The organism is Cupriavidus sp. GW821-FHT02F09 (assembly GCF_059421605.1).
On the sequence record NZ_JBWKVH010000001.1, the window covers coordinates 104,110 to 118,978 of the forward strand.

Below are 14,869 nucleotides of genomic sequence, written 5' to 3' on the forward strand. Positions count from 1 at the left end.
ACTAGAAGAGGGGAAACCTCCATGGAAAATCAACACCGCAAGATCTCCGGCTATCGCGAACTCGGCGAAGTCGAGGTCAACCTGATGAACCAGATCAAGCAGAAGGGCGCCGAGCTGCTGCAACTGCAGGCTAGCTTGGCTGGCCTCCTGAGCACGCAACTGGAGACCAAGATCCACGAGGCGAAGAAGTCGACCACGCATCAGCCGTGGGAACAGGGCGCCAGCGATGAGTGCATCGAGCTGCGCCGCTTCCAGGCAGCCGAGCCCCTGCGCTGGGCTGCGATCGGCAAGACCGACATCCAGACCGGCATCATGGCGCTGGTGCGCGCTGTGGCGCAGCCGGGTGGCGGTGTCTAAGGTGAATAGCCTCCGCCACATCAAGCGCCTGCTCCGCAACTGGGCCGCCGTGATGCTCGTGTTGACCGCCGGCTCAATGTTTGCCGGCATCGCCGTCATCTGCCTTTCCAACCACTGAAGCAACCCGCCCGGCTTCGGCCGGGCACCCAATAGGAGACTGTCATGAAGGCAGCAAATTGGACCCGATTCACCCTGGAATACGGCACGCTCTGTCACGAAGTGGTTGTCGAGCTCGACGACCGCCCCGAGACGCTCGACATGCTGCACGAAATCAACAACTTCTGCGGCCCCCGCGCCGCGCAGGACAACATCAACCGCCACGGCAATGTCCGCGACGCCGTGCTCGCCCAGCTGTGCGTCAAGGCGCTGCACTTGTCGCTGACCGAGTGGTGTGCGGTCGAGGCGTTCACCAAGGGCAACGGGCAAGAAGGCTGGCCGATCCTCGACGGTCGTGACGGCATCCGCCTGGTGTCGGTCGAGCCCTACTACTTTGAGGAAGGTGACGTGACCATCCGCAAAGAAGGGGAGGACGACTGATGAACGACCTGCATAGCGAAAAGGCCCTGCGCAAGCTGGGCAATTGGTTGCGCAGCCAGGACACCGGGGTGTCGTCGGAAACCATGGCTGCGATCTTCCTTGGCGCCACGAAGGGTAACTTCGACGCACCCCACGACAACTCCGACTTCGGCCGGTGCTACCGCTTGGTCAAGAAGGTGCCGGAGATCCGCGAGGTATTCCCGAGAATCGCCAAGAAGGTGCCCGCGTTCGCCGGCATCCTGCGCGAGTGGGATGAACTGGCCATGCTCTTCGAGCATGGCGCCGCCAGGCCGTTGTACAGCCGTATCAAGGCGTTGCGCGCGGAAGGGACGAAGTGATGGCTGAAACCACAGTCAATATCGGCATTCTGGAGCTGCCCGAGTTCCAGGCGATCATGACCTGCTTGGCCGACTTCCTTCGCCCCTCAGGCTGGCTCCTACATGACGGCCGGCAGACGCTGGAACCGGCGGCTGCGGCCGAGGAGGGCAAGATGCCCGTCGGCACGCAGTTCCAGTTGCAGGCGGCGCTGCTCTGGCCGGAGCGCTTCGAGGTGACCAAGGCGCCTTGCGTGTACCAGGGCACCGACGAGTACGCCGTCCGCAAGATCGGCTCCGGCTTCCCGCCGCTGGGCCAGATCTTCCAGCACTACAAGGGTGGGCGGTACGAGTTGCTGGCGGTCGGCAAGGGCGAAGCCACTGGCCAGCCGATGGCGGTGTACCGCCCGGCCGGCGGCGGCCAGATCTACATCCGGCCGCTTGTGGAGTTCCGGGAGAAGTTCGAATTGGAGGAAGCGCAGCCAGGGTAAACTTCGAGACGCGCAAGACTAGGAGGCCGGCAACCCGGCCTCCTTCGCTGAAAACAATAAGAACAAAGGCGAGCAACATGAGCAACGAACACCAAATCCGCTGGGTACCCCTAAAGCGGTATTGCGAACTGACCGGAGAATCCCCTCACACAATCCATTGCCGCCGCTCTGCCGGAGTCTGGGTGGACGGCAAGCAGTCGAAGAAGGTGCAGGGTGGTGGGATCTGGGTCAACCTGAAGGAAGTCGAGAAATGGATCGAGACGTCAAGTTGCCTGTAGGCGTGCGCATTCGCACCCACACCAATTCCCAGAGCATCCAGATTGCATTCTCTTACCACGGTGTGGAGTGCCGCGAGGTACTCCGCATCGAGCCTACCCTCAAGAACATCAAGTACGCGGAGCGCCTGCGCTCCCAGATCCTCCTCGAAATCGAGAAGGGCGCGTTCAACTATGGTGTTCATTTCCCCGACTCCCCAAAGGCGAAAGTGTTCGGCACGGTTGTGGCCGGCAACAAGCTCTTGGGCGACTACCTGAAAGAGTACATGGAGACCTGCCGTCGCGGGCTCTCCCACTCGACTGTCTTGGGCTATCAGCGCGTCATCGACGCGCACTACGCCACCCTCAAAAAATCCCCCCTACGTGATGTGAACCCGGCGGTCCTGCGCAAATGGATCGCTGATATGAAGGTCTCGGCCAAGCGGGTCAGGAACATCTTGACCCCGTTGCGGGGTGCGATCGCCTTGGCCCTACAAGACCGCGAGATCACCGAGAATCCGCTGGAGCTGATCGAGGTGGCTCGGGTAGCCGGCAAGGTGCGCAAGCGCGAGGCCTACGAGATCAACCCTTGCAACCTGGAAGAGATCAAGGCGATACTTGCGGCGGCCCACCTGCCGTACCGGTATGGCCTCATGCTTGCCTTCTTCACCGGCATGCGCACCAGCGAACTGATCGCGCTGGAGTGGGAGCAGGTAGACCTGAAGGCCGGGACGATCACGGTCGACCGGGCGGTGGCGGAGGGTGTGGCCAAGGAAGGCGGCAAGACAGCGGCGGCGCTGCGGGTGATCGAACTGATAGCGCCGGCGCGTGAGGCCATCGAGAAGCTGAAGGAGGTCAGCTACGCGAAGTCGAAGTACGTTATCACCAAGCCGAACAGCAAAGACCGGTATTCGGACTCGAACAGCTGGTCCAACGCTTGGGTGAGGGTGGTGACGAAGGCCAAAGTCAAGCGGCGGAACAGCTACCAGACCCGGCACACCTTCGCCTCCTTGCTGCTGTCTCAGGGGGAGAACCCGCTGTGGGTCGCCCGGCAGATGGGCCACAAGAACACGGAAATGATCTTCAAGCGCTACGGCCGATGGATCAACGGCGACGGGCAGCGATACAAACCGGTGAGCCAGGTGGCTCACCTCACCTTGGGGGGAACGGACGAATGAAAGGACTGGTCTTTGTAGCCGCCGCGCTGGTGGCGGGCGCAGCGATGGCGGACTGCGAGAAGCCCAACCCGGCGGCGCTGAAGAAGCTGCCCAAGTCTGTGCTGCTGATGGAATGCAGCCAGCCGGACTACGAGTACAAGGCGCTGAAGTTGAAGACCCAGCCGATTGCTTACGCGAAGGGCATGTCGAGCAACAACGCCACGATGTACACCCACTACGACCGGCAGCTTGCGGACCTGAACAGCAAGATGGACGTCTGCTTCGCCGCGAAGCAGGCGGTGGTCGCCGAGATGCAGCGCCGAAAGGTTGCCGAGGCTGACTGGCCCGCGGCCTGCAATCTGGAGTGAGGGTTCGAGTCTACCCGTCAGACTCGAACTGTTCGTCGACTGGCACTGAATGTCGTTCGCACGCAATTCGCACGAATCTGCTGTACCTCCTGGAAAGCCGCATTCTGTCGCGGTTCTTGGTGGGGTTCGAGTCCCCTTCCTCGCACCAAAGTCTTTTTTACGTCACTTATTCGCCTCGTTTCAACTCCCGCATTTCCGCATCACTTCAGCCTGCAAAGCTAGGCCCCACAAGGCTTAGCAGGTGATTTGTGGCAATCGCCTCGTTGCGCTCTGCTACATCCCATTTCACTTATCATCGGCGCTCCGGCCCCATAGCAGCCCCACGTTCGGCCCCACGAAATGGCGCACTTTGCGGAGTCCGCAACAGGCTGGCGCGCGCAGGGAAAGGTGGCCACCATGTTGCCCACCTGGGAAGCAGCCTTCTGAAGCCCATGGCGCCGCAGCAGAAGCCGAGCGTCTTGTATTTGCGGCGGATCTTGCGAACACCTCGGCTTTTGTTGACTATTCTTTGCAATCGAAATTGGTTGATGCTGGTAGCCTGTTTGCCCCCGACGCCCAAATTCGATTGCCGACCAATGATCACCGTTCTCGCCATCGCCGTTGCCTGCGGCGCATTTCTCAGGCTTTGCGTCGCGTCCCCGTATGAAGATGCATTCGGGCTGGGGAAGTGCGATGTGGGCGGCCTCAGTGAGGGTGTGGCGCAGAGTCACGATAGTGACGGTAACGGTCAGTGGCCGAGCACTCGAGGCATGGCGGCGGATCATTGAATTGCTTCGCATCCCGTGTTCGCGATGAGGTGGATTGCGACTGGTATGCTGTCTCGAAATCAATAGCTCCCCTGCGAAACGAGCCATGAAACCCATTCTTTTGCTGCTGATCACCTGTGGCGCACTGCTCAGCGGCTGTGCAGTGCTTCCTTATGACGATGGCTACGGCGGTGGCCAAGGCAACGGCTGCCCTCCCGGGCAAGCCAAGAAGGGGAATTGTCGAGTTGACCAAGGCGGGAATGAGTCCTTTTGCCCGCCTGGGCAAGCGAAGAAGGGCCGCTGCTGAATTGCGCGCGGCGATCACTTCGTCTCTCCCTTGGCGATTGCGGCGCGCATGGCGGCGTCCATCTCCACAAGGCAAGCCGCGTCAACTATCGCTATAGCCTTGGTGTTTCCGGCCCGACGCAACCACCGATACCGCTCGGCATCGCGCTTGTCCTCGCTGGGCTGCTCTGCGGCCTTTTCGGTGGCATCACCGATATGGTCGGCGGCCATTTTCGTCACGTCACGAGAATGGCCGGCCAAGAGGGGCCGCAAGGCATTGGGGCCGCCAGTTAGTCCGCGGTGCTCATATTGACCGCAGACAAACTCGATAACGCGGGTCTGTTCATCCGTCAGCACGTGGCCGCATGTCTCGCAGGAGATATCGTCGTAGTTGGCTATCCTATTGGGGTGTTCGCACGGCGCCGGCGAGCGGCGCAGTCCGGGCACGGATCAGTCTGGTAGCCCGCAATCGGCGCCGACGAAGCCGCTGATCTCGCCTCGGCCATTGCACATGCTGCATACCGGCGGCGCGGGCCTCTGCGGCGACGCGAACGCGCTTGGCGTCGGCAACCATCTCGCGGCCTCACGCTCAATTGGTATGGCAGTCATTTGCATTCCAATATGCTCGCGGCACTGCATTTGGGAGGTTTACGTATCAGGATGCCGGCGAGACGCGCACCATCAAAGGGGCGTGGGTAGCAGCAACGATTGGATCGGTGCTTTCGGAGTCTCCCCGGGCCCGTGTGCCTGCTGCTGGAAACCATTGTCGCCAGTCCTATGGCGCATTTCCTCTTGTGGGATTTCCGTATTTGTCGTTTCGCCACACCACCCCGATCCAGCGATCTACATTCCCCCATAAAGGGCTATTGCAGACACCGCCAGCGCGTCGGAGACTGAGCATCACTTCACTCTCATGAAGCTGACATGGAAGCCACAAAAGTGCAGGGCGACGCCGCCAAGAAAAACGCCATGCGCGCCGAGATGCTTCGCGCGCAGGCGAGGCGGTTCATGAAGTTCGTGGGCGAATGTCTTGCTCAGGAGGGATTCATGGCCCGCGCCGCGGTGGAAGGCCCAGCTTTGCCGGGTGACGAGAGAGAGAGTTTCGAGCTCAATACTAGCTTCGGCCGCGTTTATGCCCAGTTCGGCTTTGCGAAGTGGGATGGACGCCTCGTGGGGCGGTACCAATTCTCGCGCTTCATTCTAGGCGCGGATGAGATGATCCGGCTGGTCCCATTCCACGTGATTCTGATCGAGGATCAGGGGAACGCAACCTTTGCCGAGGATGGCTTCTTCGAATGGAAGATCCCAGATAGTCCGGATAGCAACTACGGTCCGGCGCTCGTCGGCTGTTTGCTCCACGGATTCCAGGAGTCGCTTCCACAGATAAAGCGACCACAGTAGAACCAGAACCGATTTGCCGGAACGCAGCCACCTTCGGGTGGCTTTCTCTTTTCCGCAGCCCTGACCGGCTGCTGCTCTTGGCCACCTCCGGGTGGCTTTTTCGTCTAGGGCGCCAGCGTGCGCACCAGTCTCGACTTCAGCGGCCAAGGCCTAAATGCGAGAATCCAGACGCAGGCCAGAGGCCCAAATACAGGTATCAGGGCTAGATACTCGTAGCCCGACTCGAAGCGAGCCGTCCGGAAAACCTTCCGGAATGGGAAGAACCAGAGCGCCTCGAAGACGAGGAAGCCCAGCAGGAAGATGCTCATAGCGGCCTCATGGTGCGGTGCACACGTTGGAAGCAGTGTACGGCCGGTCTGCGTTCTTTGATTCCCCAATATTGGGGGATCGTTTGGGTTCCTCGAATGACTCCCCACCCCTCAGCATTTTCTCCACACAAAGCCAGTTTCCGCGCTGCCCGGATAGGCAGCAATGACGCAAAGCCATGGCTCGCCCCGAGCTGGCTTCTTCTTTGCCGGGGTCACAAATGCCCGAACCAATTGGCGGCGCTGCCGTAGCCGGCGCGGCGGTCGTGCAGAAGTTCGGGCTGCAGGCCCGGATGCACGACTACATCGGCCTGGTGGCGCTGTTCGGCGTTGTGTTCGCCTGCGGCCTGCCCGACTGGGCCATCGTGCGCTGGCTGTTCAACTTCATCGAGCGCCGGCGCGACAAGGACCTGGGCGAGCTGGCGCTGCGTGCCGGCTACGAGGTCAGGCTGAAGGCGGCGGCAGGGGTGTGCAGATAGGCTGTGTAGGGTGACGCATGACGGCGCGCCCTGTCCCGCATACTTGCCTCACTTGGTGCGAGGCGTTACGTAGGGCGTAACGAGTTCAAAGCAATCAAAAAGCACTGCAGATTTTTTCGCCTTGGAATCATAGGCATGAACCTCGATGCATTTGTACGCGCTTTCGCCCCTTTGGAGGAAGAACGTTTCGGTTGCTACCCCGATTGGAGTCGAGTCGTTCGTAACCGCGGCAATGCCGTAACCACGTGCAACAAGCTCGGATAGCGACAACCCAACGCGCTGCCATTGGCTGTCAGGCGCTTCAACTGCTTGAGCGGATAGCGCGGCTGTAGCGAGGAAAAAGGAAGCGATACGGAGGGCTTTCATTGTGAAGTCGCAGTTGATTCCACCGGGGGATGCGGTCATGGCGCCTTCCTTCGTGGCGCGAGTGGCGCCGCCTCAGTTTCCATCATATGCGCAGGAAACGGCAGCCTCAAATCTGAGGGGCCCCTGGCGTGACGAGCGCGCGGCGGCATACTGAGCTCCGGTGGGGTTTCTGCATCCGTTGTAGGCGCGGCCGCCGCCGGCCGCCAGAGGGCGGGGTCCCACAGGCCTTCCAGGACAGGTTGTACCGCACAAAAATTGCCGCGACCTGGGAGGCGAGTCGCGGCACTGCGGCTGATCGGGGAAGGGGGGCGCCGAGTTGCCGGTGGGCGTGCCTGTCGTCTCGGTTTAGGATCGTTCCTGATGACTTCTTCGTGGCGTCCCATTGGCAAGCGCCAGCGGCCGCTGTTTGCGTATAGGTGCCGGACATCCTGGTTGGGCTATGAATGCGACCCTCCATACGCACCTGATTTCCGAGCCAGTGGCTCGCTTCGATGGAGATGCGCTCACCGCTTACGCTTCCGGATTCGATTGGGTAGTTGCCCGGTTTTCCACCGATGCTCGGCTGGACGGCCGGCGCAGATAACGAGACCATGGCGCCTGCGCATCCGTCCGTAGCAAGCCCTGGCGGACGCCGCTTCAGAGGCGACACCGCCGGGCCATCGGAAGCCTTATTTGACCTGCGGAGAGCTTGCCCGATTCGATCCTGTAAGACTGCATGCCTGCTCGACTGCGCGGCTCACCCGTGCCGGTATCAGTCCACTTAAACGCGAAGCGAAACCAGGCTCGATTATCTTCGAATGAGTGGTCATGGACGACGACATATATGCCGGGGCGTTCTTGTTGGACCTTAGCAATCTCTGCGTAGTCCTCCCGCGTTACCGTCCGATTGCCTTGTTCATCGTGTCGAATGTGGTGCGTTCCTACGCAGTCGGGGACGAGATCAAACCGGCCCTCATGCCAAACGCTCTCCCAGCGGTCGAATAGATCGGCCGGGTACCTTCGGCAGCACTTCTCTGGCACGCGCGGCTGTGAGGCGATGCTTCTCTTGGGTCCGTTCTCACGTTGGTGAGCGCAGGATCACTTCTCGCCTTGCGCTCTTGAGGTGGGTAAGGGAGGCTGGTTGCTCATGGCATTGCTAATCTATTTAAAATCAATGACTTGTTGGATTCTCTGGCCGCGCAAGCACCCGCAGGGGGGTGATTCTCTACCTTGTCAGGCGAGAGCTCAGTTCGCCGGCGTTCTTGCTGTCCGTGCGTTGCGCCTAAGATGCGCGGGTGAGGGCGCCAATGGTCTTGTGATGCACACGTTACGATTTCGTAACGTGTCGGCGCGGGGGGGCGGGATAGACTGAATCGCATAGGTCCTCATACGTGGGCTATAGGAGATCGAGATGCGGAAGATCAAGGTGTTCGCCAGCTTGGCGCTGGCGGCGTGTACTCTCACTTCGATTGCGGGCTATGCCCAAGATAGGGGGCCTGGCGGCGATGATCGCGGAAGGCCACCCATGGGTCATGATCAGGGACAAGATCACGATAGCCAGCACGGCTACAGCGACCGCGGCCGGCATGGTGACCACCATCAGCAAGGTGACAGAGGCTGGGAAGGTGACAGGGGCAGGGAACAGATGGACGAAAGGTATGGCCCTGATCGTCGCGCCGATCGTCCGGGCCCTGGCAGCTGGCACAAGGGTGAAAGGGTCCCCCCGGAATACCGTCAGCGTCAGTACGTGATCGATGACTGGCGCGCCTATCGGCTGTCGCCTCCGCCGCGCGGATACCAGTGGGTGGGCGTTGGCGGGGATTACTTTCTCGTCGCCGTTCCGACCGGCGTGGTCTTCCAGGTGGTCATCGGGCGCTAGGTTGCGCACAGCAAAAAGCCCGCCGGGTGGCGGGCTGCGATGATTTGACGATAAGCCCTTAGTGTCGATGGATCAGGTGGTCAAACCATGTCTGGACGGCACGCTGTTGTGCCGATAGCAGGGTCGGATCATGTTCGCGGAGCACCCAGACAACGATCGCGCATAGCGCTAATCCGACGAGCAGGACGACTAGCGAGGCAACCATGGCGCCTCCTATTGGGTGACTATACAACCAGTGTAGGCCATTCCCGCCGTGCCCGAGCGTGTCAAGTCCTGACATAGGTTGACACGGACAAGAGCCTGCGCCTTAGGCGGGGCGACGCATTAGAACGTCAGTTCTGACTCAAGTGGGGTCCACCCGCGAGCGCCGTGGGTCTTCATGTCAACCGTCTCCATTTCCTTGCCTTGCCCCTGGCATTACTCGTTGGCACGACGCAGGCTGCTGGCCTTGATTAGATTGGCTCAAACCGGCCCGGTGGAATGCCCGCTCCTCCGTTTTGTGGAGAGTCAAGCAAGGGAACGCGCCACGCGCAGCTGCGATGTAGGCGGCCGCGTTGCGGGTGCCTTCTGCTCAATGAAAGGTCTCAGGCTGGCCGCATGCGGCCTACGCGCAAATCCCGAGGCGGCAGGCGCATCCCCGACTTGCTGTCATGGTATCTCGCAACGACGAACCGCCTGTAGGACGAAATCCGGCATGAAATCAGTGCGCACCCGATAGCATTTGCGTATGGCTTGAAGGATGCTGAACTACCCAGCTCGGACAAGCCCATGCTGCTCTTTGTGATCGTTACCCTTGCGGCAATTGGGGTGATCGCCATTGTGATTTCCCTGATGAAATAGTGTCAATGCTCCGATCCAGTTCCCCGAAGACCAGACGAGGCTAACGGGGGCGCCAGGTCGGCGAGCATCGCGCCAACGGCCGGTACGCGGGTCGACTCCTACTACAGCGGGGAGTCCCACATCTGCAGTCTTGGTTTCCAGCGACGGCGGTTAATTTGACGTGTCGCTCAATGCAGCCATTCGTTGAGAGAAGCTGCTTCAAGATGAAGTCGGAGTGGCCAGTCTCAGCGCGCGGTCGCGGATCCTTCCTAGGAGATGCTATGGCTTTCAAATACACCTTCATTGATGTAACCAACGCCACGCCCGCCGGCGCCCCCGTTCTCGTGGCTGAACTGACCGCAGACGCGCCCATCGCGCATCTCGCTATTGGTGCGGTCATTCGTCTGCCGGACGCTGGCGGCAAGCCTTGGCTGGTAAAGGAACTGAGCCTGAGCCCGACGATCCAGGCGAACGTGGTCGGCGCGGACCTGGCGGTCTTGGTCTATGTGACTGCCGAGTAGGCCTCCGGCTTTCGCAGACATCCACGAACGCGCTGTGTGGCTGTCACGCAGCAATTCCCAGCATCTTTGCCGGCAGTGGCGGGTACTGCCGAACCTGACCGCATGCCGAACAGGATGCTCCGGCGGGTACCACGGTCAGCCTGCCGCGGCTTGGAGCCGTCGAACTCGCGCGCCCGCTCCGGATCCCGGCAGGCCAGCCAGTCATCCTATTCCGCCCGCGGCACAATCACCGTCATCCGTTTTTCCTTGCCTGGGGCGTGGAGGCGGTTCATGAGCGAATGCCTGTACGCCGCTCATGGGGCAGATCATGTTGTCCGAGGGGGGGCCGCCGACAGTTGGCTGCCGCAATGCCGCTTGCATGACGAGTCAACGATTGCGAAAATCGCGAGCGGTTTTGGACGATGCTGACGAACGCGCGTCGCAACAAGGGCTCAAGAAACAACCCATGAAAAAAATGACAACGCTTTTTCTAGCGTTAACGGTCGCCGGCTGCGCAAGCTCGGCGGCGCCGAACTTCGTGAACGGAAGATATTACATGGCAGGCGATTCGACATGTGAGCGATACAGGGTTCTTTCGCCAAGTCGAATCATGTGCTTTAACTCGGACGGTCAGGCAACCGGATACAGAGACGCCATGACCGATCAGCAGTTGCAGATGTATCAGTTCAATCAGCAGATGACTGTCCAGCAAATGCAGCAGCTCAACGCGCAATTGCAGCAGCAAAACCAGCAACTGCAGCAACAGCAGAACGCATGGCGTCAAATGCCGCAATACGTGGCGCCGCAAGCTGCGCCTCTGACACCACAAGACGGCAATCAGATCCGGTGCATCAACACTGGGCCGGTTACTCGCTGCCAATATTAATGACGCATTGCGCCGCCTCCAGGGCCGCAAACGCAAGCCACCCGCGATGGTGGCTTTTTTTATGGCTGCCGGCCCGTTGTCGGCGCTCGCAGTAAGCGCTATTTCGCTGAGCCGCCCGGCTCCCAGGGCGGGTTGGGCTGCGCCTGGTCATAGGCAGGGCTGGGTGGCCAAAGTGAGCGCCAAGGGCAATCAGCGGCTTGCCAGCACCGTTGTCACGCCAGCGCCGGGCACGCCGTATCGGGTGTGGGCATAAAAAAAAGACCGGCCGAGACGGGAGATCCTTGCCGGTCTTGCGCAGAAGCAGGAGCGCAAAGGGGCACAGCAGATGCCGTGCGGCGCGAATTAAATCAAATTAAGATCTGGTATGCAACAAATTTAATTTGTAAGAGCGAGATGACAAGATGTCCCTAAATTCAGTCAAAGCTCGCCATGTGCCGGCTTCTCCATTTTTTGGGGCCTTGGCGGCCGAAACAGCCTTCCGGGCCGCCACTGGCCTGTCGCCGGCGCTCTCCGCGCGCTGGCGGACGCAGGCAACCGCCTGCGGGCTACGGGCATAGACGACGGGAGAGCCGTTTTCCAACGCGCCCCCAATTTGACAGGATGCTGTCAATTAGGTAAAAATGACAGTATCCTGTCAAATTGATGGGTGGCTCGGCGCTTTGGTGATGCGCCCGGGCAAGCTATTGATGCTGTCTATTGCACTGCTGATCCCAGTTGCCGAGGGTTCACCAATTTCCCCGCGACAGCCGCGGAATCGATACAGGAGATCACGATGAAGCAGGCAACAGTCGCTGCAACGCAGGGCAATCTTGCGCTGCTTGAAGCGGGTGACGGCACCGATCTGCCCGTGCTGTTCCTGCATGCGGACTCGGGCAGAGCAAGCCAGTGGTCGGAGATGCTCAAACGCATCGGGCGACGCAGGCGGGTGTATGCGGTTGACTCACGGGGAAGCGGAGATAGTGCCCCTGCTGCGGATGGTGATTATTCCTATGCGGGGCGAGCACAGGACATTGGCGATACAGCCGCGTCCTTGAAACTTGATCGGTTCATTGTCGTGGCACACAGCGGCAGTGGTGCGGCTGCGCTGGAATATGCTGCCAGGCACGCGGGCCGGGTGGCGGGACTGTTCCTGCTTGATCCTGCGACGGATCCACGGGCGCTTCCTGCTGATGTTCGCGCCGGGTTTCTTGAGGCCCTGAATGGGCCTGCGAGCCTTGATGTGCAGCGGGGGTTTTATGCTTCGATTGCGGGCAACAACCCACAGGTAAAGGCCAGAGTGTTGGAAGACTGTGCTGCGGTTGACCCGGCAGCCCGGCTGGGATTTGCGGCCGCGTTCGCAAGCTGGAATCCCGAAGCTGCGCTCGATGCATGGAAAGGCCCCATTTTTCTCCTGGTCAGCAGCGCAAACGACAAGCCAAGTGCGCTCCATGCGCTGCGCCCGGCGTTGCCGCATGCCGTGGTGGCCGATACCGGGCACTGGATACAGCTCGACCAGCCCGATCGCGTCGAGCGAGAAATCCTGCGTTTCATCGCTAGCGTCCAATAGGAAGGAGTTCGGGAATGACTGTCAATAAGACCAAAGCGGGCATGATTCTGACGGATATTGTGCTGATGGTGTTCCGTCTCGAGGGCGGTTTCATGGAAGCAGCCGAACAGATCGCTGCGCCAGCGGGATTGACGGCGGCCCGTTGGCGCGTTCTTGGAGCCGTGCTCCATGAACACCGCACTGTCGCGGAGATTGGGCGCTTCATGGGGCTAACCCGGCAAAGTGTGCAGCGTCTAGCCGATGTCCTGGTAGGCGAGGGTCTAGCGATGTTTATCGACAATCCATCACATAAATCCGCCAAATTGCTCGCCCCAACCGCCGCAGGCCATTCCGCTGTGGCGCTATTGGCAACGCGTCAAGCGGCCTGGGCGAATGCAGTCAGTCAGAAATTCAGCGCTGAACAGCTCATCCAGTGCAAAACAACGATCGAAGAAATCATCTCTTGTGTCGAGGCGACGCCAATTAGCCCCGGCAAGCGATAAGCGAGGGCGCTGGTGCTACGGTAGAACGCCCATGCGCAACTTCCTCTATACGCTTGAACCTGCCAAGGAGAAGCTTGTCCCGCATTGAATCGCGCTTCTCGATTCAACGCCCCGACTGCTTGTCAGATTTCTCCGTGCCGCGTCTCATTTTCAGGCGAGGAATTCGACAACCCCACCGTTTAAGTGGTACATCGCTCCGACAATTTTTAATTTTCCATCTTTCTCCATCGGCGCCAGCACGCTACTCCCGTTTCGTATTGCGTCGATCGTGCGCCGAACATTGGTTTGTGCCACCGCATCGACAAATTCATCATTCTTGCTGCTTCTGTCACCAGAGTACTGCGTTTCATCCACAGCCGGTCTGATCTTGGCCAAGAGACCGGTCAGGTTTCCCAGTTCAACGTGATCAATCGCGCCCTTGATTGCCCCGCATCCTGTGTGCCCCAGCACCAAGATAACTTTAGCGCCGGCCGCTGCACAGGCGAACTCCAGGCTTCCAATGAGATCGTCATTGACAATATTGCCCGCGACACGCGCGTTAAAAGTATCGCCAATTCTCGTGTCAAGGATGATCTCGGCCGGAGCCCGGGAGTCAATGCAACTCAAGATCACCGCCGCTGGATACTGCCCGCCGGCAGTCACTCTTTTTTGTGCCAGATAATCGTGGGGTAGCATCTTCCCCGAACGGAAACGTCTATTTCCTTGCTTAAGGCTCTCGATAATCTGGTCCGGTGTCAATTTGTCCCGCTCGGACTTCGATAGCGCCGCCGCGTAAGCCGATTCAACGCCCCCCATGGTTCCCGCCAGCCCAATGGCTGCGACGCCAAGCGCAGTCTTCAGTACGGTACGTCTTCCAACGCTGTTGGAGGACGTCGCTGGACAACAGTCAGTCTTCTTGTGCATTTCATCCTCCGCAAACAACCGCAAGGCGATCGTTGTTGCCAGCATCGCGGTGCTGTCGTGCATGGGCGATTCTCTTGGCGCCGGCTCCCGGATAGGCAGCAGCAGATCGCCAAGCCACCTGCTTCGCAGCTAGCCCCAAACACATGGTATTTGAAGTGAGGTTCCCAGGCTATAGGACTTTGGTCCATTGGGGGGGGCAGGTCAGCGCGGACGATATCGCTTCGTTTATACAGAAGCGGAAGCCGGACTCGCGCGGAAAGTTCGGGGATGAGGCGGCAACTCAGATCTATGTGCCTGAGCGCCAGGCAGGCATGCCGCTCGAGTTTGCCGGCGCCGCGTATCGTTTTGGGCACGCAAGAGAACGGGGACGCTCATGGCCTCGGCACGGCGGCGTCGCTCCTATTCATTTGCCCGGCTGAGCCCGGGCTGTCGACGGATTCAACGAGGTTTTGCTTCCACCGCCGCCGTAGTCCCGCGAAGCTCCCGCAGTCTGCGCAGCGGTCAACTCTTCTCGCTGATGCCCTGAAGTGGCATTGCTATAGCGCTGCGTAATGGCGCCGTTTACGCCAGAGAGCGAATTGCCCTGACCTTGTGCTGAGCCGTAGGCCGTGCTGCCGTGCTGCTGCGAGGCGGCGGCATAGCCACCGTAGCCAGCCGATCCGGAAGATTTGTAGGCCGCGAGTTGGGCGTGAACTGCGCCCGGCACCAACATTAGAGCAAGAATCGGAGTAATTCTCATGCTGCATTCCGGTTGGGTGAAAGGGGGGGCGGCAAGGTGGTTGCTACACCCTCGAGAGAGGGCAAAGGGGCAATCC

At 60.2% G+C, this 14,869-nt stretch carries 19 protein-coding genes; 14 read left to right on the forward strand and 5 right to left on the reverse strand.

Annotated elements, in window-relative coordinates:
* Window positions 1-21 precede the first annotated feature (21 nt).
* From AC07XB_RS00675 to AC07XB_RS00705, 7 genes are all read left to right on the forward strand, one after another.
* Window positions 22-357, forward strand: a complete 336-nt coding sequence (locus tag AC07XB_RS00675; RefSeq protein WP_492828527.1) for an Acb2/Tad1 domain-containing protein — start codon at window positions 22-24, stop codon at window positions 355-357.
* A 162-nt stretch (window positions 358-519) separates the two neighbouring features.
* Entirely contained in the window at window positions 520-894 is a 375-nt protein-coding gene (locus tag AC07XB_RS00680; protein ID WP_492828529.1) for a DUF2528 family protein, read from the forward strand.
* On the forward strand, window positions 894-1,232 hold the full coding sequence (locus tag AC07XB_RS00685; protein WP_492828531.1) for a hypothetical protein: 339 nt from the start codon (window positions 894-896) through the stop codon (window positions 1,230-1,232). Before AC07XB_RS00680 ends, AC07XB_RS00685 begins: the two co-directional genes overlap by 1 nt.
* On the forward strand, window positions 1,232-1,699 hold the full coding sequence (locus AC07XB_RS00690; protein WP_492828533.1) for a DUF1653 domain-containing protein: 468 nt from the start codon (window positions 1,232-1,234) through the stop codon (window positions 1,697-1,699). Before AC07XB_RS00685 ends, AC07XB_RS00690 begins: the two co-directional genes overlap by 1 nt.
* A gap of 77 nt (window positions 1,700-1,776) precedes the next feature.
* The gene (gene xisR, locus AC07XB_RS00695) at window positions 1,777-1,977 is read left to right on the forward strand and encodes an excisionase family protein (RefSeq protein ID WP_253927174.1); all 201 of its coding nucleotides are present in this window, start codon (window positions 1,777-1,779) and stop codon (window positions 1,975-1,977) included.
* On the forward strand, window positions 1,950-3,131 hold the full coding sequence (locus AC07XB_RS00700) for an Arm DNA-binding domain-containing protein (protein ID WP_492828535.1): 1,182 nt from the start codon (window positions 1,950-1,952) through the stop codon (window positions 3,129-3,131). Before xisR ends, AC07XB_RS00700 begins: the two co-directional genes overlap by 28 nt.
* Window positions 3,128-3,478: a hypothetical protein gene (locus AC07XB_RS00705; protein ID WP_492828537.1), complete on the forward strand. Its 351-nt coding sequence runs from the start codon at window positions 3,128-3,130 to the stop codon at window positions 3,476-3,478. Before AC07XB_RS00700 ends, AC07XB_RS00705 begins: the two co-directional genes overlap by 4 nt.
* 1,067 nt (window positions 3,479-4,545) lie before the next feature.
* Here the strand turns inward: AC07XB_RS00705 and AC07XB_RS00710 are convergent.
* Window positions 4,546-4,956, reverse strand: a complete 411-nt coding sequence (locus AC07XB_RS00710) for a hypothetical protein (protein ID WP_492370678.1) — start codon at window positions 4,954-4,956, stop codon at window positions 4,546-4,548.
* A gap of 477 nt (window positions 4,957-5,433) precedes the next feature.
* Between AC07XB_RS00710 and AC07XB_RS00715 the strand changes: the two genes are divergently transcribed.
* Window positions 5,434-5,910 carry a hypothetical protein gene (locus AC07XB_RS00715; protein ID WP_492370677.1) on the forward strand — a complete coding sequence of 159 codons (477 nt, stop codon included), beginning with the start codon at window positions 5,434-5,436 and terminating at the stop codon, window positions 5,908-5,910.
* Window positions 5,911-6,014: 104 nt separating this feature from the next.
* Here AC07XB_RS00715 and AC07XB_RS00720 read toward each other — a convergent pair whose 3' ends face one another.
* On the reverse strand, window positions 6,015-6,218 hold the full coding sequence (locus AC07XB_RS00720; protein ID WP_416048276.1) for a hypothetical protein: 204 nt from the start codon (window positions 6,216-6,218) through the stop codon (window positions 6,015-6,017).
* 218 nt (window positions 6,219-6,436) lie between these two features.
* Here AC07XB_RS00720 and AC07XB_RS00725 point away from each other — a divergent pair, with 218 nt between their 5' ends.
* Complete coding sequence (locus tag AC07XB_RS00725; protein WP_492370676.1) at window positions 6,437-6,694, forward strand: hypothetical protein; 258 nt, start codon at window positions 6,437-6,439, stop codon at window positions 6,692-6,694.
* 48 nt (window positions 6,695-6,742) lie between these two features.
* Here the strand turns inward: AC07XB_RS00725 and AC07XB_RS00730 are convergent, their stop codons facing one another.
* Window positions 6,743-7,099, reverse strand: coding sequence for a hypothetical protein (locus AC07XB_RS00730; RefSeq protein WP_492370675.1), 357 nt, complete (start codon window positions 7,097-7,099; stop codon window positions 6,743-6,745).
* Between the two features lie 1,351 nt (window positions 7,100-8,450).
* Here AC07XB_RS00730 and AC07XB_RS00735 point away from each other — a divergent pair.
* From AC07XB_RS00735 to AC07XB_RS00755, 5 genes are all read left to right on the forward strand, one after another.
* Window positions 8,451-8,918, forward strand: coding sequence for an RcnB family protein (locus AC07XB_RS00735; RefSeq protein ID WP_492370674.1), 468 nt, complete (start codon window positions 8,451-8,453; stop codon window positions 8,916-8,918).
* Window positions 8,919-10,018: 1,100 nt separating this feature from the next.
* The gene (locus AC07XB_RS00740; protein ID WP_416048280.1) at window positions 10,019-10,258 is read left to right on the forward strand and encodes a hypothetical protein; all 240 of its coding nucleotides are present in this window, start codon (window positions 10,019-10,021) and stop codon (window positions 10,256-10,258) included.
* A 445-nt stretch (window positions 10,259-10,703) separates the two neighbouring features.
* A complete protein-coding gene (locus tag AC07XB_RS00745; RefSeq protein ID WP_492370673.1) occupies window positions 10,704-11,123 on the forward strand; it encodes a hypothetical protein in 420 nt (139 codons plus the stop codon).
* A 772-nt stretch (window positions 11,124-11,895) separates the two neighbouring features.
* A complete protein-coding gene (locus tag AC07XB_RS00750) occupies window positions 11,896-12,669 on the forward strand; it encodes an alpha/beta fold hydrolase (RefSeq protein WP_492828538.1) in 774 nt (257 codons plus the stop codon).
* A 14-nt stretch (window positions 12,670-12,683) separates the two neighbouring features.
* Window positions 12,684-13,151, forward strand: coding sequence for a MarR family winged helix-turn-helix transcriptional regulator (locus AC07XB_RS00755; protein ID WP_492370671.1), 468 nt, complete (start codon window positions 12,684-12,686; stop codon window positions 13,149-13,151).
* Window positions 13,152-13,301: 150 nt separating this feature from the next.
* Here the strand turns inward: AC07XB_RS00755 and AC07XB_RS00760 are convergent, their stop codons facing one another.
* Window positions 13,302-14,054, reverse strand: a complete 753-nt coding sequence (locus AC07XB_RS00760) for a carbonic anhydrase family protein (protein ID WP_492370807.1) — start codon at window positions 14,052-14,054, stop codon at window positions 13,302-13,304.
* A 403-nt stretch (window positions 14,055-14,457) separates the two neighbouring features.
* Window positions 14,458-14,793 (reverse strand): hypothetical protein, encoded by a 336-nt coding sequence (locus tag AC07XB_RS00765; RefSeq protein ID WP_492370670.1) that lies wholly within the window; start codon window positions 14,791-14,793, stop codon window positions 14,458-14,460.
* Window positions 14,794-14,869 lie beyond the last annotated feature (76 nt).